This is a genomic window from Nocardia niwae NBRC 108934 = DSM 45340 (assembly GCF_001613465.1).
GTDB classification, from domain to species: domain Bacteria; phylum Actinomycetota; class Actinomycetes; order Mycobacteriales; family Mycobacteriaceae; genus Nocardia; species Nocardia niwae.
The window spans coordinates 103076-124906 of the sequence record NZ_BDCK01000003.1; the positions used below are offsets into that span (position 1 = coordinate 103076).

General features: G+C 66.3%; 18 protein-coding genes. 9 read left to right on the forward strand and 9 right to left on the reverse strand.

Features of this window, described 5'->3' with window-relative positions; all coding sequences use genetic code 11:
• Window positions 1-107: 107 nt before the first annotated feature.
• From trxB to NNI01S_RS02365, 3 genes are all read left to right on the forward strand, one after another.
• Window positions 108-1124, forward strand: a complete 1017-nt coding sequence (gene trxB / locus NNI01S_RS02355) for a thioredoxin-disulfide reductase (protein ID WP_063016995.1) — start codon at window positions 108-110, stop codon at window positions 1122-1124.
• A gap of 58 nt (window positions 1125-1182) precedes the next feature.
• Window positions 1183-1515 carry a thioredoxin gene (trxA, locus tag NNI01S_RS02360; RefSeq protein WP_063016997.1) on the forward strand — a complete coding sequence of 111 codons (333 nt, stop codon included), beginning with the start codon at window positions 1183-1185 and terminating at the stop codon, window positions 1513-1515.
• A gap of 160 nt (window positions 1516-1675) precedes the next feature.
• The gene (locus tag NNI01S_RS02365; RefSeq protein ID WP_063016999.1) at window positions 1676-2869 is read left to right on the forward strand and encodes an N-acetylmuramoyl-L-alanine amidase; all 1194 of its coding nucleotides are present in this window, start codon (window positions 1676-1678) and stop codon (window positions 2867-2869) included.
• Window positions 2870-2938: 69 nt separating this feature from the next.
• Here the strand turns inward: NNI01S_RS02365 and NNI01S_RS02370 are convergent, their stop codons facing one another.
• The 9 genes from NNI01S_RS02370 to rpmH all read right to left on the reverse strand — a co-directional run bounded on the left by NNI01S_RS02370 (window position 2939) and on the right by rpmH (window position 11322).
• Entirely contained in the window at window positions 2939-3658 is a 720-nt protein-coding gene (locus tag NNI01S_RS02370; RefSeq protein ID WP_063017001.1) for a hypothetical protein, read from the reverse strand.
• 251 nt (window positions 3659-3909) lie between these two features.
• A complete protein-coding gene (locus tag NNI01S_RS02375; protein WP_063017003.1) occupies window positions 3910-4923 on the reverse strand; it encodes a ParB/RepB/Spo0J family partition protein in 1014 nt (337 codons plus the stop codon).
• 70 nt (window positions 4924-4993) lie between these two features.
• Entirely contained in the window at window positions 4994-5950 is a 957-nt protein-coding gene (locus NNI01S_RS02380) for a ParA family protein (RefSeq protein ID WP_245675946.1), read from the reverse strand.
• Between the two features lie 1684 nt (window positions 5951-7634).
• Window positions 7635-8426 carry a 16S rRNA (guanine(527)-N(7))-methyltransferase RsmG gene (rsmG, locus tag NNI01S_RS02385; RefSeq protein WP_084488376.1) on the reverse strand — a complete coding sequence of 264 codons (792 nt, stop codon included), beginning with the start codon at window positions 8424-8426 and terminating at the stop codon, window positions 7635-7637.
• A 141-nt stretch (window positions 8427-8567) separates the two neighbouring features.
• Window positions 8568-9119 carry a Jag family protein gene (locus NNI01S_RS02390; RefSeq protein ID WP_063017007.1) on the reverse strand — a complete coding sequence of 184 codons (552 nt, stop codon included), beginning with the start codon at window positions 9117-9119 and terminating at the stop codon, window positions 8568-8570.
• 112 nt (window positions 9120-9231) lie between these two features.
• Window positions 9232-10329, reverse strand: a complete 1098-nt coding sequence (gene yidC, locus NNI01S_RS02395; protein WP_063017009.1) for a membrane protein insertase YidC — start codon at window positions 10327-10329, stop codon at window positions 9232-9234.
• A gap of 4 nt (window positions 10330-10333) precedes the next feature.
• Entirely contained in the window at window positions 10334-10699 is a 366-nt protein-coding gene (yidD, locus tag NNI01S_RS02400) for a membrane protein insertion efficiency factor YidD (RefSeq protein ID WP_435825418.1), read from the reverse strand.
• A gap of 29 nt (window positions 10700-10728) precedes the next feature.
• The gene (gene rnpA, locus NNI01S_RS02405; protein WP_063017013.1) at window positions 10729-11157 is read right to left on the reverse strand and encodes a ribonuclease P protein component; all 429 of its coding nucleotides are present in this window, start codon (window positions 11155-11157) and stop codon (window positions 10729-10731) included.
• A gap of 21 nt (window positions 11158-11178) precedes the next feature.
• The gene (gene rpmH, locus NNI01S_RS33185) at window positions 11179-11322 is read right to left on the reverse strand and encodes a 50S ribosomal protein L34 (protein ID WP_006550910.1); all 144 of its coding nucleotides are present in this window, start codon (window positions 11320-11322) and stop codon (window positions 11179-11181) included.
• A gap of 637 nt (window positions 11323-11959) precedes the next feature.
• Between rpmH and dnaA the strand changes: the two genes are divergently transcribed.
• The 6 genes from dnaA to gyrB all read left to right on the forward strand — a co-directional run bounded on the left by dnaA (window position 11960) and on the right by gyrB (window position 21781).
• Entirely contained in the window at window positions 11960-13912 is a 1953-nt protein-coding gene (gene dnaA / locus NNI01S_RS02410; RefSeq protein ID WP_063017015.1) for a chromosomal replication initiator protein DnaA, read from the forward strand.
• Window positions 13913-14772: 860 nt separating this feature from the next.
• Window positions 14773-15948, forward strand: a complete 1176-nt coding sequence (dnaN, locus tag NNI01S_RS02415) for a DNA polymerase III subunit beta (protein WP_063017017.1) — start codon at window positions 14773-14775, stop codon at window positions 15946-15948.
• Window positions 15949-16191: 243 nt separating this feature from the next.
• Window positions 16192-17472, forward strand: a complete 1281-nt coding sequence (recF, locus tag NNI01S_RS02420) for a DNA replication/repair protein RecF (RefSeq protein ID WP_084488378.1) — start codon at window positions 16192-16194, stop codon at window positions 17470-17472.
• Window positions 17473-17832: 360 nt separating this feature from the next.
• A complete protein-coding gene (locus NNI01S_RS02425) occupies window positions 17833-18393 on the forward strand; it encodes a DUF721 family protein (protein ID WP_063017019.1) in 561 nt (186 codons plus the stop codon).
• 125 nt (window positions 18394-18518) lie between these two features.
• The gene (locus NNI01S_RS02430; RefSeq protein WP_063017021.1) at window positions 18519-19430 is read left to right on the forward strand and encodes an alpha/beta fold hydrolase; all 912 of its coding nucleotides are present in this window, start codon (window positions 18519-18521) and stop codon (window positions 19428-19430) included.
• Window positions 19431-19735: 305 nt separating this feature from the next.
• A complete protein-coding gene (gene gyrB / locus NNI01S_RS02435) occupies window positions 19736-21781 on the forward strand; it encodes a DNA topoisomerase (ATP-hydrolyzing) subunit B (RefSeq protein ID WP_063017024.1) in 2046 nt (681 codons plus the stop codon).
• The last annotated feature ends 50 nt before the right edge of the window (window positions 21782-21831 follow it).

Sequence of the window (21831 nt, forward strand, 5' to 3'; positions counted from 1 at the left end):
TGTGCGATCTGGACCACCCGCGCGGTGTGACCCCGCCGACGCGGGAACAACAGCCATTACCCTGTTGTTGACCGACACGTCCGATCGAATCCTCCCGGAAGGGCCCCATGAGCGAGCGTAGCGAGCAAAGAAGCGACACCGGCGCGCCAGTTCGCGACCTGATCATCATCGGCTCCGGACCTGCCGGCTACACGGCCGCCGTCTACGCAGGCCGTGCCGAGCTCCAGCCGCTGCAATTCGAGGGGACCCAGTTCGGCGGTGCGCTGATGACCACCACCGAGGTCGAGAATTTCCCCGGCTTCCGTGGCGGCATCATGGGCCCGGATCTCATGGAGGAGATGCGCGAGCAGGCCAAGCGGTTCGGCGCGGACATCCGCACCGAGGACGTGGACGCCGTCGACTTGACCGGCCCGATCAAGAAGGTCGTCGCCGGCGGCGAGACCTTCGAGGCCTACGCCGTCATCCTCGCCATGGGCTCGGCCGCGCGCTACCTGAACGTCCCGGGCGAACAGCGGTTGCTCGGCCGCGGCGTCAGCGCCTGCGCCACCTGTGACGGCTTCTTCTTCAAGGGCCAGGACATCGTGGTGGTCGGCGGCGGCGACTCCGCCATGGAAGAGGCGACCTTCCTGACCAAGTTCGCCTCCAGCGTGACCATCGTCCACCGCCGCGAGGAGTTCCGCGCCTCCCGCATCATGCTGGAGCGCGCGAAGGCGAACGAGAAGATCAAGTTCGTGCTCAACGCCGAGGTGGTCGAGGTGCACGGGGAGAACAGCGTCACCCACCTGACCGTCCGGGATACCCGAACCGGCGAGACCTCCGAGCTGGCCGCCACCGGCCTGTTCGTCGCGATCGGCCACGACCCGCGCAGCGAGCTCGTCCGGGGCCAGGTCGCCTTGGACGACGAGGGATATGTGCTGGTCAAGGACCCAACGACCGCGACCGACATCCCCGGCGTCTTCGCCGCGGGCGATTTGGTCGATCACACGTACCGCCAGGCGATCACCGCCGCGGGCACCGGCTGCCGGGCGGCCATCGACGCCGAGCGCTGGTTGGCCGAGCAGGGCGACATCACCTCGAACACCCTCGCCCACGCGGGCGAATCGGTGACCGTCCCCGCCAGCTGAGCCTCGCGCCGGACAAGTCACCTATCTCTCATCTCGCTGTATCGCTAGGAGAACACCCATGTCCAAGTCCGCCAACACGGTTGTCGTCACCGACGCGTCCTTCGCCGACGACGTGCTGTTGAGTGAGAAGCCCGTCCTCGTCGATTTCTGGGCCGACTGGTGCGGACCGTGCAAGATGGTCGCGCCCGTCCTGGAGGAAATCGCCGGTGCGCACGCGGACAAGCTGACCATCGCGAAGCTGGACGTGGATGCCAACCCGAGCACCGCCCGCGATTATCAGATCCTCTCACTGCCCACTATGATGCTGTTCCGCGGCGGTAAGCCGGTCAAGCAGATCGTCGGGGCGAAGGGCAAGGCGGCTCTTCTGCGCGAACTCGAAGACGTCATCTGACGACGCGATCCGACGACGCGCCGTAGGATGCCCTGGACCCCGGGATTGTCGAAACCCGGTCCAGGTCTGAGACAATCGACCGACGCTCCTGTCGTGCGAAGGTGTATCCCATCGCATGAGTGGGTACCCGCGGGTTGACGGAAGGAAAGGGCTCTCACGCATGCACCGACTTCGTCACGGCGATTCCGGTCCAGCCGTAGCAGAGGTTCGGAGCACCCTGGCAAGCCTTGGGTTCCTACACGCGCACGTCGGTACCGATCAGGCGGACGCACGCGAATATTGGAAAGACACGGAGGTGTCCTTCGACCACCACCTCGATTCCGCGGTTCGCGCGTTCCAGCAGCATCGCGGTCTGCTCGTCGACGGTGTGGTCGGTCCGGCGACCTACCGGGCACTGAAGGAAGCGTCCTACCGGCTCGGCGCGCGCACGCTGATCTATCAGCTGTCCGCGCCGCTGTACGGCGACGACGTGGCCACCCTCCAGCGCAGGCTGCAGGACCTCGGCTTCTACGTGCACCGGGTCGACGGCTACTTCGGTCCGCACACCCACGACGCGCTGACCGCCTTCCAGCGGGAGATCGGCCTATCGGCCGACGGCATCTGCGGTCCCGACACCCTGCGCTCGCTGGATCTGCTCGGCGCCAGGGTGACCGGAGGTAATCCGCACCGGATCGCCGAGGAAGAAGTGGTGCACCGGGCGGGACCGCAGCTGACGGGCAAGCGGATTGTCATCGATCCTGGTCTCGGCGGGCCGGACAAGGGATGCGCCGTACCCACCGAGTACGGCGACGTCTATGAGTCGGAGATCCTGTGGGATTTGGCCAGCCGTCTGGAGGGACGGATGGCGGCCACGGGTATGGAGACTTTCCTGTCGCGTCCGTGGGGCGCCAACCCCACCGATGCCGAGCGCGCGGATACGTCCAACGCCTTCGACGCGGATCTGATGATCTCGCTGCGCTGTGCCGCCAATCCGAGCCCGCTGGCCAACGGCGTAGCCGGGTTCTACTTCGGCAACTCGCACGGCTCTGTGTCCATGATCGGACAGGTGCTGGCCGGATTCATTCAGCGCGAGGTCGTCGCCCGAACCTCCCTGCAGGACTGCCGTACCCACGCGCGCACCTGGGATCTGTTGCGTCTCACCAAGATGCCGACGGTGCAGGTGGATATCGGCTATCTGACCAACGAATACGACGCCTCGGTTCTCACGAACCCGCGCATGCGCGACGTGATCGCCGAAGCCATTCTGATCTCGGTGAAGCGGCTGTACCTGCTCGGGCAGGACGACCAGCCGACCGGTACGTACACTTTCGCGGAATTGCTGGCCGAGGAACTGGCCGCCGCGGACCGGATGTAGCGTCGGCTTTTATCCTTCGAAGCGCCCCCTGGCCCTGTCAATCGGCCAGGGGGCGTTTCGATGTTTCGCTCAGCGTGCTCCGATGCGAGTCGGCACGGTCATCGACGCCGCGGCCAGCAGCTGATCCAACGCCCGTTCGACGTCTTCCTTCCAGCCGTGGTCCGAGTCGAGCTCCAACCGTAACCGTGGGAACCGGTGATGCGGGGCCACGATCTCGAAGCCGACATCCTCCAGGAAGTCGGCGTCGATCATGCAGCTCTCGGGTGAGCACTCGGTCGTGGCGCTCGCGCTCTTGATCGGAGCGACGATTCGCTCGAGCAATGTCATCGAGCCGGACCGCTCCGAGAGGGCCTGCGTCGCCGGGTGGGTGCGGATTCCGAATGCTTCCAGAGCGCGCACGCCACGGCGAACCAGGTCCGCGACCACGGCTTGAATCAGCCGGTGGGCGACATCCGCGTCATGATAGGGAAATTCGGACCGCAGCGTGGTCAGCAGGATCGCATCCGGGCTGACTGGGGAGGTGGGGAAGAGGCCGGCCCGGGGCACCGCGCTCGGCGGTGCGTAGAAGGCGCAACCGACGACGTTGCCGTCGACGTTCGCCACCTGCCCGCACGAACCCCACTCCAGCATGACTGTGGACAGCCAGGCTTCCTTCTCGAATACCGGATCGCTGAAGTTGCGCGAATCCTCGGCCACCGCGGGATCCATTTCCCAGAAGACACAGCGCCGCGCATGCGCGGGAAGCTTCTCCAGTCCGCCAAGGGTTAGTGCTGTGACGCTGGTCGACACCGCTCTGCTCAGCCTCCAGCTGTCCGATTCATCCACGCTCACGTCGCATCAATGTTTGCTCGCCAGCAAGAATAAGCGATCAACGGGACCTGCCTCATTCCATGTCGCTGTGCTGTTGGTCAGAAGAACTTGTGTTGCTTCGCCGGGAAGCGAAGCGCGCTCCACGGCCGTGCGAATTCCTGCCGTCACAGTGACGTTTCGGCCCGGAACCCGCACCTATGGAAACCACAAGTCTATTTTGGTCACTTCTGTCACACGGTAGGTGCGTTCTGCTCCATCAGGGCGACGATCCGTTCGAGGTCCTCGACCGACCCGAATTCGACGACGATCTTGCCTTTGCGCTTGCCCATGCTCACCAGGACCCGAGTGTCGAAGGAGCCGGACAACCGATCGGCCACAGCTTGGAGGCCTGGCATCTCGATCGGCTTGCGGCGGACGACGGGAGAGGGCGCGGCCGCGTCCTGCTCTCGGTTCGCCAGCATGACGGCTTCCTCGGTAGCCCGGACCGAGAGTCCCTCGGCGACGATTCGGGCGGCGAGCACCTCTTGAGCGTCCGCACCCGCTTCGAGACCGAGCAGTGCTCGCGCGTGTCCGGCGGACAGTACGCCCGCCGCGACCCGGCGCTGCACCGGGATCGGCAACTTCAGTAGACGGATCATATTCGTCACAACCGGGCGAGAGCGGCCGATTCGGGCAGCCAATTCCTCGTGGGTGACGTCGAATTCCTCCAGCAGCTGCTGATAGGCCGCCGCCTCTTCGAGCGGATTCAGCTGCACCCGGTGGATATTCTCCAAGAGGGCATCGCGCAACATCGACTCGTCCGCGGTCTCCCGGACGATCGCGGGAATCGCGGCCAGCCCCGCCTCCTGGCAGGCCCGCCAGCGCCGCTCGCCCATGACCAGCTGATAGCGGTCAACGCCCGGCTCGGTCCGGCGCACCACGATCGGCTGCATCAGACCGAACTCGCGAATCGAATGCACCAGCTCGGCCAGTGCGTCTTCTTCGAAAACCGTGCGCGGCTGCTTCGGGTTCGGCTCGATCTGGTCCGGCGGGATCTCCCGGTAGACGGCGCCGCCGGCCTCGAGTTCGGCGTTGTCGGCGGGATCGGGCACCCGATGCAGGTAGGTGGAGGGCGGCTGCGGCCCGACCGGGTCCAGACCGATAACGCTCGCAGCGGCACTGCTGAGGCCCGGTGATGCCGTCGGTGTCGTCGGGATCAGCGCGGCAAGACCGCGCCCGAGCCCACCCTTCTTCGCCTGACTCATCGGTCTACCGACCCCTTCCTCGTTCCGCCACCAAACCGGACTGTGCCGAGCATCGACACCACTGGCCGAGTCACTCCGCCGACTTCGTCGCGGCGACGCGCGGAGCCACCGCGCGGGCCGCCATCTCGCGTCCGGCATCCAGGTAGCTCATCGCGCCCCGGGAGCCTGGATCATAATCGAGCACCGTCATGCCGTAACCGGGCGCCTCCGACACCTTCACACTGCGCGGAATCACCGATCGCAGTACGACATCACCGAAGTGTCCGCGGACCTCCTCGGCGACCTGATCGGCCAACTTGGTGCGTCCGTCGTACATCGTGAGGATCACGGTGGAGACGTGCAGTTCAGGGTTCAGGTGTGCCTGCACCAGGCCGATATTGCGCAGCAACTGGCCGACGCCCTCCAGCGCGTAGTACTCGCACTGAATCGGGATCAGCACCTCCTTCGCCGCGACGAGTGCGTTGACCGTCAGTAGACCCAGGGACGGCGGGCAGTCGATCATCACATAATCGATGTCGTATCCGGCGATATTCGCCTCTTGGATTGCGGCTTTCAGCCGGCCCTCCCTGGCCACCATCGACACGAGTTCGATTTCGGCACCCGCCAGATCGATGGTCGCGGGGATGCACAGGAGACGCTCACTGTGCGGACTCGTCTGGATAGCATCCCGGACCGAGACCTCGCCGATGAGCAGCTCATAGCTGGAGGGGACGCCTGAATGGTGCTCGATGCCGAGGGCGGTGCTGGCATTTCCCTGGGGATCGAGATCTATCACGAGCACCGTCATACCCTGATGCGCCAGAGCGGCCGCCAGATTGACCGCGGTGGTCGTCTTCCCGACGCCGCCTTTCTGATTGGCGATCGTGATGATCCGTTGCTCGTGCGGTTTCGGCACAGTCACCTTTCCTGGATGGAGGACCTGACTTGCACGTTGCGCTTCGGCAGCTATCGGGGTCTCACTGGGCGAGATGTGCCCGAACGGTGTACTTCCGAATGCATCCGCGTCGAAATTGCTGGAGTCCAGCATCCCCGGCACGCGCGACGTTGTTTCCCGTGAAACATTCGCCGGACCGCTCGACATAGACAGCTCCTAACCCGAGAAACTTCAGAACACGTACGCGCGACGAGACGGATCGGCGCCGTGTCTGCAACAGCCTTTGTCGGATCGAACACGATGCACAACCGGGTCCGCGGCGCCCGATCGACCGAGCGGAGCTTCTCGCCGCTGTGACAACCAGATCCCTCCGTGGCACCTACGCTCACGCCCGACGCCCACTAGCTTGCCAGCACTGAGCGGTTTAAGAAAGCTGAATCGCGGCGACGCGCAGAGTGACACGCAAATCCGCACGAAATCACTACGCCGCGCGGGCTGTTTCACATGAAACATTGCCCCCGCACCGCACCTTAGGTGGTCAGCAGCTGACGCCGGGTCGAACGCGGAGCTGCGTATGCCGAATGATCACCCGCAGGGGTGGTTTGGCCGGGGCAGGTCCCGGATCGTCTCGGATAGAAGCTCGTTCGGCAAGGCGCTCCTCGGCGCTTCGCGTTGTCCGCGCGATTGCCGCCGGACGAGGGGAGTCGCGTGTGCTGGACATCGCGGTGGCCGACCACGATGCGCGTCAGAAGTTCCCGTCTGTCGTGCGCGGCTTCGTCGGCACTGTTCTATATATAGAGAGAGTTCGCTGTCTGCCCCTGCGTCGACGGTGCTTGGCCTCCGACCACGTTTGTCATACTTGGGTAATCACGTCTGCCGCTCGGGGTCTCGCCGATGGTTCTTCGCGGCCATACGCGATCGTCGGGTGGCCCTTCTCTAACCGGCGACCCGCTTCGTGTGGTCTGGAACAATTTGTCCGGGCCGCACTTCTTCGCCATCTATCGCAGCGCACGAGTCTCCACCGCGTCTCAGGAAGCACAAACACATAGGATGCGAGACCGACGCGACTGCCTGTTGCGGCGATCGAGCCGCTCACAAGTCGCCAGAGTTCGATGTGGCGGCGGTGACGCGACTGCTTCGGTAAACGCGACGTCCGATCCCTTGAGGCACTGGGTGTCAGATGCAAGTCGAGAGCCCAGCATGATTCACGTGGAACATTGATCGTAGTGCGGCCAGACAAAGGGATTCGAGTAGCCGCATCTTGCTACGGCCATAGCCGCGAGAAACCTGCACGGCCCGTCGTCGCTATGAAGCCCGCACGGCTGGGGGACAACTCCCGCCATGCCTCGACTGCTGCCTGAGGATGCTGATTCGTCCGGACGGCGCACGGGATGCACGTCGTAGGCTCCGGCGAAGCCCTCGCCCCGCCGAGGCGCCCACCTTGATTCACGTGAAACATCGGCTCCGCCGCGCCGGCTCTTAGACCTCACCGATACGGCCGCGGTCGAGGAACTGATTTCACCGAACGCCACATGCTCACCGGGCCGCTGGTCAGCCGAGGACAGTGGAACGGATCCGATCGAACCCCTCAGTTTTACGTGAAGCGTCCGAACGAGCGATCCGCGCGGTGCACGAACGTGGCAGCGCCCACTGCAACCAGCGGTCGGAGCCGCCACCCCACCCGCTGCGTGACCTCGGCAGGGCAGTACGCCCTTTGGCGGACGGGCGCCGCACTCTCCTCCACCCACTTAAGCAACGGTTGGATTCACCATTCCGTCAGGGTGACGAAACGCCCGTTGGTCTCGCTTCACGCCGGAAACCTTCACGCCCGAAGCTGCTACTCGGCCTTGCGTGCGGCACGCTTGCGCCCACGCTCTGTCGCTGCCTTCCGAACCGTCTTGCCTGAACGTTCGACGGCTCGTTCGGCCCGCCGACGGGAAGTCCGTTCCGCGCGGGGGAGCCGCTCGGCGCTGATCACCACGGTGGGCGTATCCACTAAACCGACCCCGCATTCCAGCACGATGGCATTACCGGCTCCAGCTTTCGCCAGTGCGTCGCCGTCACGGTCCAGCTCCTCTGCCGCACTGGCGCCCTTGAGGGCGAGCATGTGCCCATGATCGCGGAGGAGGGGGAGGGACCACTGCGCGAGTTTCCCGAGAGGGGCTACCGCACGGGACGTGACAACGTCCGCGCCACCGGCCTCCTTCGTCACACCGGACTGTTCGGCGCGCCCGCGGACCACGATCACGTCCAGCCCTGCCGCTTCGATGAACTCGCTCAGGAAGATGGTTCGGCGCAGCAGAGGTTCGACCAGGGTGATCCGAAGATCAGGCCGAGCGATCGCGAGGGGGATGCCGGGCAGTCCCGCGCCGCTGCCGATATCGACCACCGACGCGCCCTCGGCGATCAACTCTCCGAGCACCGCGCAATTGAGTAGGTGGCGGTCCCACAGGCGGGGCACCTCGCGCGGACCGATCAACCCGCGCTCCACGCCCGCGGTCGCGAGGGCTGTGCAATATCGACGCGCGAGATCGAGTCGGTCGCCGAAGACGGTGGCCGCCGACGCGGGTGGTTCCAGCTCCGCGGGTACCGCGGTGGTTCCACCGAGATCTCGTTCCACGTGAAACATCCTTCCGAACTCGGGTCGATCTACGAGCGAGCAATCGGGCTCCGGACACGAACAAGGCCCCCGGTCCGAAGACCAGAGGCCCTATCCAACCACTATCCGTCCGGGCCGCGAAACATGCCGCTGGCTTCGGAATGCCGCGACTCAGCCGGGAACGACCACCACGTGCCGGTTCGGCTCGACGCCTTCGCTCTCGCTGCTGACGCCCTCGACGGCGGCCACCGCGTCATGCACGATCTTGCGCTCGAACGGGGTCATGGGAGCCAGTGATTCCGGCTCACCGGATTCCAGCACCCGCTGCGCCGCGGCCGCGCCGAGCTCGCTCAGCTCGGACCGCCGCTTGGCCCGCCAGCCCGCGACATCCAGCATCAGCCGACTACGCACCCCGGTCGCCTGCTGGACAGCGAGACGAGTCAGCTCCTGCAACGCGTCGAGCACCTCGCCATTGCGACCCACCAGCTTTGTCAGATCGCGTCCACCGTCGATGCTCACCACGGCGCGATCGCCTTCCACGTCGAGATCGATGTCGCCGTCGAAATCCAGCACGTCGAGCAACTGCTCGAGGTAGTCGCCTGCGATCTCGCCTTCCTCGATCAACGCTTCCTCGGCATCGTTCACGACATCGCCGGTGTCCGCTCCGGCGCTCGCCGTCGTCGTCGCCACGGTGGCGTCCCCTCCGTCGGTCTCAACAGTCATTTGATTTCCTTCATCTGCTCATCGCGCGCGCCGGGCAATCGCCGCCGGGCGGTATTCGCGATCAAGGGTTGCTCAGCGATAGAGAAGTGGGCTCGGCCCACCGTTCGTGCTATCAGCGCCTGCGCTTCTGATTCGCCCTACCCCGGTTGCCGGGTCGTTTCTGACCAGCCGGGCGGCGTTGGCCTGCGGACTGCTTCGACGGCTTCGCGGTACCGTTCGACGACGCGACCGGGGTGTCCTCGTCCGAGGCGGTATCGGCAGCGGCGGTATCGGCAGCGGCGGTGGATGCCGGCTTCTTTTTCACGTTGACCGGTTTAGCGCCGGGCTTGGGCGCGTTCTGCGCGCGCTGCTCCAGCTTCGCCTGCTTTTTGGCTTCCTCTTCCTTCGCCATGCGACCGAACACGAGGTGCTGCTGCCCGTAGGTCCAGATGTTGTTCGAGACCCAGTACAGCAGGATGGCGATCGGCAGGAACGGACCACCGACGAGCACACCGAGCGGGAACACCCACAGCGCGAGCTTGTTCATCATGGCGGCCTGCGGGTTGGCCGCGGCTTCCGGCGTCTGCCGCGCGACCGACGCGCGCGCGTTGAAGTGGGTCGCCAGACCGGCAATGACCATCAGGGGGATGGCGACGAGCGCGATGCTCAACTTGCTCGGCACGCCGCCGTAGTTGGCGAAGGCCTGCAACTCGTTGACCGGCGTGGTGATGAACGCCGAGATCGGCGCGCCGAAGATGCGGGCGCTCAAGAACGACTGGACATCGGCCGCACTGAAGACGTAGTTCGCGGTGTTCGCGTTCTGCTCCGGCGTCATGCCGAGCTGTCCGAGGCCGTGCCCCGTGCGGTTGAACGAGCGCAGCACATGGAACAACCCGAGGAACACCGGCACCTGAGCGAGGATCGGCAGGCAACCCATCAGCGGGTTGAAGCCGTTATCCTTCTGCAGCTTCTGCATCTCGAGCGCCATCTTCTGGCGGTCGTTCTTGTACTTCTTCTGCAGCTCCTTGATCTGCGGCTGCAGTTCCTGCATCTGCTTGGTGGTGCGCACCTGCTTGACGAACGGCTTGTAGAGCACCAGGCGCAGGGTGAACACCAGGAACACCACGGCCAGCGCCCAGGTGAGACCGTTGTCCGCGCCGAACGCGAACCCGAAGACCCGATGCCAGAACCAGAGGATCCAGGACACCGGGTAATAGATGAAGTCGAGCACGGCTCTATGCACTCCCGTCGTTCGTGTCGCCGATCACCGCGTGCGGCGATCCTTTACAAGCGTTCGGCTCCGACCGCGGACCGGCGGGCAGGCTCGATTCCTGCGTCGCCGTGTCGGTCGCTGCCCCGCCTGCCGGGTCGGTGCGAAGTCCGCTCCGCTTCCGCTCCGGGACGGGGTCCCACCCACCAGGGTGCCAGGGTGCGCATTTGGCCAAGCGCACGACCGTCAGTACGAGCCCGACGAACAGGCCCCGGGTGCGCAGTGCGGTGACCGCGTACTCGCTGCAGGTCGGGGTGAATCGGCACACCGGCATGCGGGTGGGGGAGACGTAGGTCCGATACAGCTCGATCGAAAAGATCAGCACGTTCACGGGCAGTCTGGCGATTTTCGCCCAAAGGCTCATACCGGGCCGCCCGTCGACACGCCCGCGGCGCCCACGCCGAGCTTGCGCAGTGCCGTGCGCAGCTGCCGCAGCAAGTCCTCCGAGGAGGCCGTAGCGGCGCCAGGGAGCGCACGGATCACGACATCGGTCCCGGACGGCAACTCGCAGACCACCTGGGCGCACATATGACGCAGGCGGCGGGCCACGCGATGTCGAATCACCGCGTTGCCCACCGCCTTGCTGACGATCAACCCGAAGCGCGGTCCGCCTACACGGACCAGCACATCGTCCGGGATCTGATCGTGTCGTCCATTCGCGCCCACGATTCCGTCATACCCGTGCGCGAGCGCATGCACGACCAGATCACGCCTCCCGATTCGCTGGCCGCGGCGCACCGTCCGGGAGAAGTCGGCACGATGATGCAACCGATACGGCTCAGGCAACACCCGAGCGTCCGAGAGCGAGGGTCAGGCAGTGAGGGAAGCGCGGCCCTTGCGGCGACGCGCCGAGACGATGGCGCGGCCCGCACGGGTGCGCATCCGGAGGCGGAAGCCGTGAACCCGCGCCCGACGACGGTTGTTCGGCTGGAACGTCCGCTTGCCCTTGGCCACGGTCAACACTCCTCGAGTAGGCGGGCACCAGGTAGTGCCCGAAGCTTGTCGGTGATACGTGTATTGCGCGAATGAATCGCAGGTCTGGTCATCATCGGCGCGCGTCGGTCCTGGCGCACAGTCGGTCGATCACGACCTAAACGCGGTCAGCACAAGACCGCCACCGCACCAAGGGGTGACTGTACGAGGGTACTGATCGTCCAGGGACGGGTCAAACTCGGCCCCACGGTCCGGCCTGGACGCTTCGACCAGCAGAATCGGCCTCCCGCAATCAGGCGTTCCGGCAATGACCGTGAGTTCGTCCACACCCCTAGCCATCGTCCGCCGCGGACCAGTAACGTACGTAGCCAGTTGATTGCTGCAGAACCGCAGGTCGCAGCGTCGCCTTCTCCGCGCGTGCGCGCGTTCCACAGTTCTTCAGGGTTCTCCACATCTGTGGATAATTGTGTGGAAAGACCCCTGGAGTGGCATATTCGTAGGGCCGACGGTGCCACGCCGCTGTCCAGATGGGGGACCCGGACAGCGTCCGAACCGGTTACGGACGTACGCAGAGGATCACGGGACCGCCCCCGAGCAGCACACTCCACGCGTGCCCCGGCCGTCTGCTCCTATCGACCTACTCCGGGGAGGAAACTGCATGGACGACGAGCAGAACGTGCTGGCCACGGTGTGGCCCGAGGTTGTCACCGAACTCACCACCGGGTCACCGGACGGCGCCATTCCTCCGGTCACCCGAGCACAGCAGGCTTGGCTGAAGCTGGTCAAGCCGCTGACGGTCGCACAGGGATTCGCCCTGCTCTCCGTGCCCTCGTCGCTGGCTCAAGAGGCCATCGAACGCGATCTGCGCGAACCCATTCTCCGGTCCCTCGGCCGCAGGCTCGGTCCCCAAGTGGAAGGACTCGGCGTCCGCATCGCCGCACCGACCACCCCGACCGTCGACCGGCAGAGCAATACCCCTCGGCACGCGCGGATGACGAGCAGGCCGGAGCGGACCCGAGAAGGCCGGGCTCCCGCGGCGTACCCCGGCTCGGAATTCCCCGGCCGCGACGCGTACCCCGGGCCACGTTATGCACAGCCCGCAGAATTCCCGGCAGTGTCTCCGTACAACGACGGCTCGGACTACCCGGGCGCGGAATACGGACAGGACTTCGCCCCGCCGGAGGAGTACCACCAACCGGAGTACCACCAATCGGAGTACGCCCATGCCGACTACCCGCCGCGTGGCGAGTATTCCGCGACGGGCGAGCTGCCCATGGTGCCCGGGCCGGACGTCGCACCGCGTCGCGAACCCGGGATTCCGCCTCGCCGGGAGCCGGCCATCCCGCCAGGGCAGGAGTCGCTGTTCAATCCCGAACCGTCGCCGGGCAGTGGGCGCGGCCCGCTCCGCGCTCCGCTGCGCGAGACCGCCGACGACGACACCGGCCTGGCGCACGATCCGGTTCGTGAACCGGTCGGCGATCACCCGCGCGGCGATCACGACGACGAGCCCGTGGTGAACGTCCGCAACTCCTGGCCCACCTACTTCGCCAAGTCGCAGGAATCCCCGGCTCCGGCGACGTCCTCGGCCAGCCTCAACGCGAAGTACACCTTCGAAACCTTCGTCATCGGCGCGTCCAACCGCTTCGCGCACGCCGCGGCTGTCGCCATCGCCGAAGCCCCGGCCCGTGCCTACAACCCGTTGTTCGTCTGGGGCGCTTCGGGCTTGGGCAAGACGCATCTGCTGCACGCGGCGGGGCATTACGCGCAGCGTCTCTTCCCCGGCATGCGGGTGAAGTACGTGTCGACCGAAGAGTTCACCAACGACTTCATCAACAGCCTGCGCGACGACCGCAAGGTCGCGTTCAAACGCCGTTACCGCGAGACCGACATCCTGCTGGTCGACGACATCCAGTTCATCGAGGGCAAGGAAGGTATCCAGGAGGAGTTCTTCCACACCTTCAACACCCTGCACAACGCGAACAAACAGATCGTCGTCTCCTCGGATCGCCCGCCCAAGCAGCTGGCCACGCTGGAAGAGCGGTTGCGTACGCGATTCGAATGGGGCTTGATCACCGACGTGCAGCCGCCGGAGCTGGAGACGCGCATCGCCATCCTGCGCAAGAAGGCGCGGATGGACCGGCTCGACGTGCCGCACGACGTGCTCGAGCTGATCGCCAGCCGGGTGGAACGCAACATCCGCGAGCTGGAGGGCGCGCTGATCCGGGTGACCGCGTTCGCGTCACTGAACGGCCAGCCGCTGGATCTCCCCTTGGCCGAGGTGGTGCTGCGCGATCTGATGCCGGACACCACAGCGCTGGAGATCACCGCGGCGACGATCATGGCGGTCACAGCGGAGTACTTCAACACCACGCTGGAAGAACTCACCGGTCCCGGCAAAGCTCGGCCGCTGGCCCAGGCCAGGCAGATCGCCATGTATCTGTGCCGCGAGCTGACCGACCTGTCCCTGCCGAAGATCGGCCAGGCGTTCGGCCGCGACCACACCACGGTGATGTACGCGGAGAAAAAGGTGCGCAAGGAGATGACCGAGCGGCGCCGTGTCTACGACCAGGTGCAGGAACTCACAGCCCGGATCAAGCAACGTTCGCGCTGACCGGCATTCACACCCGAGCACCGTCCCTGACCAGGGGCGGTGCTTTTTGTGGGCTGTGGATTCCTTGTGGAATCCTTGTGGAGTCCTCGAGGAATCCCCCGGTTTGTCCACCGATTCGTGCACAGGTCGAGGTAGCCGCCTTCGCGGGTTCCCTCACAGGCCGAATTGCACAGTTTCCCCAGCCTTGGTTGCGCACAGCCGTTGACCAGGGAGGTGTCCGGATCGAGCCCTGTGGATTCCTCGAGGAGTCCGTGTGGAGTCCTCGAGGAATCCTCGAGCTGTCCACGATTTCGTGCACATGTGTGAACAACCGGGTGAATCTGGTGGAACAACTCGAGGAGCGCTCGAGGATGAATCGGGGACAACCCGTGAAGCTCCACAGACGCCGGGTGTTCATCCTCGAGACACCCCGTGGCCATCCCCACGGCACCACGCCTTCTGAGCAGCGGATTCGGCCGCAGTCCACAGAATCCACAGCGCCTACTACTACTTCAGTTCTTCTCATTAGAGATCTCTCTTCAAAACAGGGTGTGTGGAAAGTCGGCGGAGCAGCGTGCGTGCGCGGCCACTCACGGTTCACGGCAAGGACGACAGAGGGATCGCCCATCGCATGGCGAATCGGCGTACAGGTCCGCGCGCGGCTCGATCAGCCTTCGCCGGCTTCGCTCGGTCCCCCTCCGGAACTCGGTGATCTGTGGTGCCGGAGGGTCGGGCTAGGTGCACGTCCCCTCCGCGGGTACGGTTCTATGTCGGTCGCCTGTGCCAGACTGCGAAGGCGGCCGATTCGGCAAGACCCTTTCGAGCACCGACACTGACGAGCCGACAACAGATCACGGAACCGGGAGAGGACAGATCGGGCGATGGAGCTTGCAAGCATGAAGTTTCGGGTCGCCCGCGAGGATTTCGCCGAGTCCGTCGCCTGGGTGGCGCGTAGTCTTCCGTCCCGGCCTCCGGTGCCGGTGCTCGGTGGCGTGCTGCTGGTCGCCGATGAGGACGGGCTGACCGTCTCCGGCTTCGACTACGAGGTCTCCGCGCAGGTGCGAGTCGCGGCGGAGGTCGCGGGGCCCGGTCAGGTGCTGGTCTCCGGTCGTCTGCTGGCCGACATCACCAAGGCGCTGTCCAACAAGCCCGTCGACGTCTCCGTGGACGGCACCCGCGTGCTGATCTCCTGTGGCAGCGCGAAGTTCTCCCTGCCGACCATGCCGGTCGAGGATTATCCCCAGCTGCCCGAGGTGCCCCAGCAGACCGGTGAACTGAGTGTGGATGTCTTCGCGGAGGCCGTCGGCCAGGTCGCCGTCGCCGCGGGTCGCGACGACACGCTGCCCATGCTCACCGGTATCCGGGTGGAGATCGAGGGATCGCAAGTCGTGCTCGCAGCGACCGACCGGTTCCGCCTCGCCGTGCGGCACATCGAATGGCAGCCTGCGCGCGCCGATATCGAGACTTCGGTGCTCATCCCGGCCAGGACGCTGTCGGAGGCCGCCAAGACGCTCGGACCGTCCGACGCGCCCGTTCAGCTGTCCCTCGGCTCCGGTGGGGGATCGGACGGCCTGCTCGGCATCGTGAACGCGGGCCGCCGGACCACGACCCGCCTGCTCGACGCGGAATTCCCCAAGTTCCGTCAATTGCTCCCCAAGGAGCACACCTCGATCGCCACCCTCGCCGTCGCCGCGCTGACCGATGCGATCAAGCGCGTCGCGCTGGTCGCCGAACGAGGCGCGCAGGTGCGGCTGGAGTTCTCCGCCGACGGCCTGCTGCTGTCCGCGGGCGGGGACGACGCCGGCCGCGCCGAGGAGTGGCTGGAGGCCGATTTCCGCGGCGAATCGCTCACCATCGCGTTCAACCCGGGGTATCTCATCGACGGCCTGTCGGCCCTGCACACCGACCGGGTCACCTTCGGCTTCACCACACCGAGCAGGCCCGCCGTGCTGCTGCCTGCGTCGGAGGAGGAGCCCGAGGTGCTGGACTCGGGGACGTTCGCCGCACTGTCGAGCCCGTACATCTATCTGCTGATGCCGGTCCGGCTCCCGGGCTGATCGCCTGTGCATGACCTGACGTCGAACGGATTCGCGCTGCGTGATCCAGCGCGGCTGAGCGGTGACGCCGCTGGGAAATCCTCAGCGACGTCGGAGGAACCAGTGCTCGCACAGCCAGCCCCCCGGTTTATCCACAGGTCTTCCACAGGGGTACAGCGCGCCGCGCGGCATCCGCTCGCTGCGGCAACGGCGCGCCGATCGGCGGAAATGTCCGCTTCGGCCCAGGCAGAGGCGCGATAGCGGATGTTCGTCCGAGCCCTGTCGCTGCGCGACTTCCGCTCGTGGGAGTATGCGGAAGTCGAATTATCCCCAGGTCGAACCGTTTTCTTGGGATCGAACGGCAACGGCAAGACAAATCTGCTGGAAGCGATCGGCTACTTGGCTACGCTCGGGTCGCATCGGGTCGCCGTGGACGCTCCCTTGATCCGGACCGGGACCGAGCGAGCCCGGATCGGCGCCACGGTGGTCAACACCGGGCGTGAGCTGCGCATCGATGTCGAGCTGAAGCAAGGCAGCGCGAATCGCGCGCAGATCAACCGCTCCCCGGTCCGCCGACCCAGGGAGATCCTCGGGATTCTGCCGACGGTGTTGTTCGCCCCGGAGGACCTCGCGCTGGTGCGCGGCGATCCCGGGGAGCGCCGCCGCTTCATGGACGAGTTGTGCACAACTCGGCTCCCCAGACTGGCCGCGGTCCGCAGCGACTACGACCGGGTTCTGCGCCAGCGTTCGGCGCTGCTGAAAACCGCTGGCAGGCAAGTCAGATCGAAGGCCGACCTGAGCACTCTCGACGTGTGGGACGGGCATCTCGCGGCGCACGCGTCCGTCCTGCTCGCCCAGCGGCTGCGCTTGGTGCATGATCTCGCGCCGTACCTGGCCCGGTCCTACGCGTCGATCGCCCCCGAGTCGAGGCCCGCGTCGATCGCCTATCGCAGCGCCGCGTTGCCGCCGGAGTTCCTGGATCCGGCCAGAGTGCCGCACCCGGAGGACGAAGCGGAGCTGGAGGCGATCCTGCTGCGCGAACTCGCCGCCACTCGACCGAAGGAACTCGAGCGTGGAGTGTGCCTGGTCGGGCCGCACCGCGACGAACTGGACCTGATGCTGGGGGATTCGCCCGCCAAAGGCTTCGCCAGCCACGGCGAGTCCTGGTCGTTCGCATTGGCTTTGCGGCTGGGAGCGTTCGAACTGCTGCGCACCACCGGCGCCGAACCGGTGCTGCTGCTCGACGACGTGTTCGCCGAGCTCGACCGGCGCCGCCGCGCCGCCCTGGCGGCTGTCGCCGCGGATGCGGAGCAAGTGCTGATCACGGCGGCTGTGCCAGAGGATGTGCCCGCCGAACTCGCCGCCGTTCCGCTGCGAGTCGAAACCGCGGGCGGTCCGGACGGCCGCGTTTCGCGGATCGTCGCCGAGGATTCGTCCGCGAGTGCGGGTTTCGGCGGCGAACAGAGCGACGACGACGCCACGCACTCGGCCACCGGGGGCGAACGTGATCCGGTCACCGATTCGAGGGAGTCGCGGACGCCGTAGTTATCCCCAGGTGACGTGGACAGGCGATCCCGGCCTCGCCATCCGCCGCCCCGGTCCACTACAGTGGCCAGTCGTCGGGAACGCCGATCGAGTTCTCAACAGCCGGGACCGATTCCCCAACACCTGTGGAAAACTCACTCGGTCATGGGTGACCGCTTTCGCGAAACTCTCCACAGCAACGGCTGAGCAAGTGGACGGCCTAGCCGACGAATCCGGCGTTTTGGGCGGGGAACAGAGTGTTCGATCGACCGCCTCCGTATGTGGCGTGCGCGATTCCCGACGCTGGCAACCGCGGGCGGGGGCTGGGGACAACTTGATCGAAACTGGGGACAGAACACCGCACGCGGAGGGAGAAGGGCGATGACCGATCGGCCCACCGAGCCCGAATCCGCAGGACCGGAACCCGAATTGCGGGGCATCGACCTGGCCCGGCGTGCCTTGGAGGAAGCACGCGCCGCGGCACGGGCGAGCGGTAAGGCCGTCGGTCAGGGGCGCTCCTCACCCCAGCGCAGGCTGCGGAGCGGAGCGCGCAGGCGCACCGGATGGTCGGGCGCGGGCCCGGACGACCGTGATCCACAGCCGCTGTCCAAGCTGGCCGGCTCCCTCGCCAAGAGTCGTGGGTGGTCGGGCAAGGTGGCCGAGGGCATGGTCTTCGGCCGCTGGGCGGGGGTGGTCGGCGAGGACATCGCGGCGCACGCCACGCCGGTCACCCTCAAGGACGGCGTGTTGAGCATCTCCGCCGAGTCGACCGCCTGGGCCACCCAGTTGCGGATGCTGCAAAGCCAGATCCTCGCGAAGATCAATGCCGCGGTCGGTCAGGGCGTGGTGACCTCGCTGAAGATCTCCGGGCCTGCCGCACCGAGCTGGCGCAAGGGCGAACGCCATATCAAAGGTCGAGGACCGCGCGACACCTACGGCTGACCAGTATCTGATACTTGATGTAACGTTTACCGACGAAGCGGCGTTTCACGTGGAACGCTCCGGCTCGACGTCCGCGCCGCAAGCCTGCGACGTCGATCGGAACCGTCCGGGCAGAAGGAATCTCGATGACGATCACCACGGCGGTGGGCCCGTTTCCGGCGACCGCGACCCGGATGGTTCGCCGGGGCGACGTCGAGCTCGCGGTCTACGAATGCGGCAACCCCGAGGGCGTGCCGGTGCTGCTGCTCCACGGGTGGCCCGATACCCACCTGCTGTGGAGCCGGGTGGCGGCCCTGCTCGGCGGCCGTCATCGCGTGATCGCCTTCGACAACCGGGGCGCGGGACGCAGTTCCGCGCCGACCGCGGTCGAGGCCTATCGGCTCGAGGAGCTCGCGGCCGACGTTCGCGCGGTCATCGCGGCGGTCTCGCCCGGCGAACGGGTGCACATCCTCGGGCACGACTGGGGGTCGGTGATCGGATGGGAAGCGGTCGCGGGTGAGGACGCCACGTCGGTGATCGCGTCCTTCACCTCGGTGTCCGGCCCGAATCTCGACTTCCTCGGCGCTTATCTGCGGGGACCGCTCACCCCGGCCCGGCTGCGGGGCGCGCTGGCCCAGGCCCTCGCGTCGGCCTACACCGTCGCCTTCCAGATACCCAGGTTGCCGAATCCGGTGCTGCGGGTGCTGTCCGGCCGCTGGCCGCGATTCCTCGCCTTCTTCGACGACCTCGATCCCGTACTGGTGGAGACGGCGCCGACGTTGCGCGCCGATATGCTCAACAACTTGAAGCTCTACCGCGCCAACATCCGCACCCACCTGCGCCATCCGCGGCCCCGGCCGATCGGGGTGCCGGTCCAGCTGATCGTCGCCACGGGCGACCGCGCCGTGCGACCCGTGGCGAACGCCGAGGCAGACCGGTGGGTGCCGCGCCTGACCCGGGTCGAGATCCCGGCGCGGCACTGGTCGCCGATCTCGCACCCGGCGGAGCTGGCGCGTCACACGGCCGCTTTCGTCGCCCGGTTCGGCGCCGCTCGCTGAGCGCCCGGCGGCGAACCGGCAACGCGTCTCTCAGCCCACTCCTGCTGGATCAAAAGCGCCAGGAGGCGGAACCGAGTCGGCGCAATCCGATTTCTCGCATCCACGGCGCTGTGAGGGGTGTCGGAGGTGGGTTGTAAGTTGGGCGTACCAGTAGGATGGTTACGTAACTAGCGGCGATACCTTCGGCGCGTTCCGCACAGTCCACGCGTGGACCCTAATTCTCGAGCCAGACGTGAACCAGGGCCTCACGTGTGCTGTCCGGTCGCTCTATGCCGGGATCAGCAAGTAAGGAGAGCTACCGACCAGTGGCTGCCAAAGACTCCAACGCATCGGGTTCGACCAGAGCGACCGGGAAGCAGGACTACGGTGCCTCCTCCATCACGGTTCTCGAGGGGCTCGAGGCGGTTCGCAAGCGTCCGGGCATGTACATCGGCTCCACCGGTGAGCGCGGTCTGCACCACCTGATCTGGGAGGTCGTGGACAACTCCGTCGACGAGGCGATGGCCGGGTACGCGACGAAGGTCGAGGTCACCCTGCTGGCCGACGGCGGCGTCGAAGTGGTCGACGACGGCCGAGGCATCCCCGTGGCGATGCACGCCCAGGGTGTGCCGACCATCGAGGTCGTCATGACCCAGCTGCACGCGGGCGGCAAGTTCGACTCGGACTCCTACGCGGTGTCCGGTGGTCTGCACGGCGTCGGCATCTCCGTGGTGAACGCACTGTCGACCCGCTTGGAAGCGGAGATCGACCACGACGGCTACCACTGGAGCCAGACCTACAAGGACGCCACCCCCGGCAAGCTGATCCAGGGTGAGGCGACCAAGAAGACCGGCACCACCATCCGCTTCTGGGCGGACCCGGAGATCTTCGAGACCACCACCTACAACTTCGAGACCGTGGCCCGCAGGCTGCAGGAGATGGCGTTCCTGAACAAGGGACTGACCATCAAGCTCACGGACGAGCGCGTCAGCGATGCCGACGTGACCGACGAGGTGGTCAGCGAGACCGCCGAGGCGCCCAAGCACGCCGAGGAGGGCGCCGCGCCCGCCGAGCACAAGGTGAAGACGCGGACCTACAACTACCCGGGCGGTCTGGAGGACTTCGTCCGCCACATCAACCGCACCAAGCAGCCGATCCACAACTCGGTCGTCGCGTTCACCGGCAAGGGCACCGGCCACGAGCTCGAGGTCGCGATGCAGTGGAACTCCGGCTACTCGGAGTCGGTGCACACCTTCGCCAACACCATCAACACCCATGAGGGCGGCACGCACGAAGAGGGCTTCCGCGCGGCGCTGACCACGGTGGTCAACAAGTACGCGAAGGACAAGAAGCTCATCAAGGAGAAGGACGGCAACCTCACCGGTGACGACATCCGGGAGGGCCTGGCCGCCATCGTGAGCGTCAAGGTCGGCGAGCCGCAGTTCGAGGGCCAGACCAAGACCAAGCTCGGCAATACCGAGGTGAAGTCGTTCGTGCAGCGCACCTGCAACGAGCACCTCACCCACTGGTTCGAGGCCAACCCGGCCGATGCGAAGACCATCGTCAACAAGGCGGTCTCCTCGGCGCAGGCCCGCGTCGCCGCCCGTAAGGCTCGCGAACTGGTGCGGCGCAAGTCCGCCACCGACCTGGGCGGGCTGCCGGGCAAGCTGGCCGACTGCCGGTCCAAGGACCCGAGCAAGTCCGAGATCTACATCGTGGAGGGTGACTCCGCCGGCGGCTCGGCCAAGTCCGGCCGCGACTCGATGTACCAGGCGATCCTGCCGCTGCGCGGCAAGATCATCAATGTCGAGAAGGCGCGCATCGACAAGGTCCTCAAGAACAACGAGGTCCAGTCGATCATCACCGCGTTCGGCACCGGCATCCATGACGAGTTCGACATCAGCAAGCTGCGCTATCACAAGATCGTGCTGATGGCCGACGCCGACGTCGACGGCCAGCACATCTCCACGCTGCTGCTGACCTTGCTTTTCCGGTTCATGCGGCCGCTGGTCGAGCACGGGCACGTCTACCTGGCGCAGCCGCCGCTGTACAAGCTGAAGTGGCAGCGCAGCGAGCCGGAGTTCGCCTACTCCGACCGGGAACGCGACGGCCTGCTCGAGCGCGGTCTCGCCGCGGGCAAGAAGATCAACAAGGACGACGGCATCCAGCGCTACAAGGGTCTGGGCGAGATGAATCCGAAGGAACTCTGGGAGACCACCATGGATCCCAGTGTCCGGGTGCTTCGTCAAGTGACGCTGGACGACGCGGCCGCGGCCGACGAGTTGTTCAGCGTGCTGATGGGCGAGGACGTGGAGGCCCGCCGCAGCTTCATCACCCGCAACGCCAAGGACGTCCGCTTCCTCGACGTGTGATCTGCCCGGGGCGCCGCCCGATCGCGGTGGCGCCCGGCAGTCTGCGCACG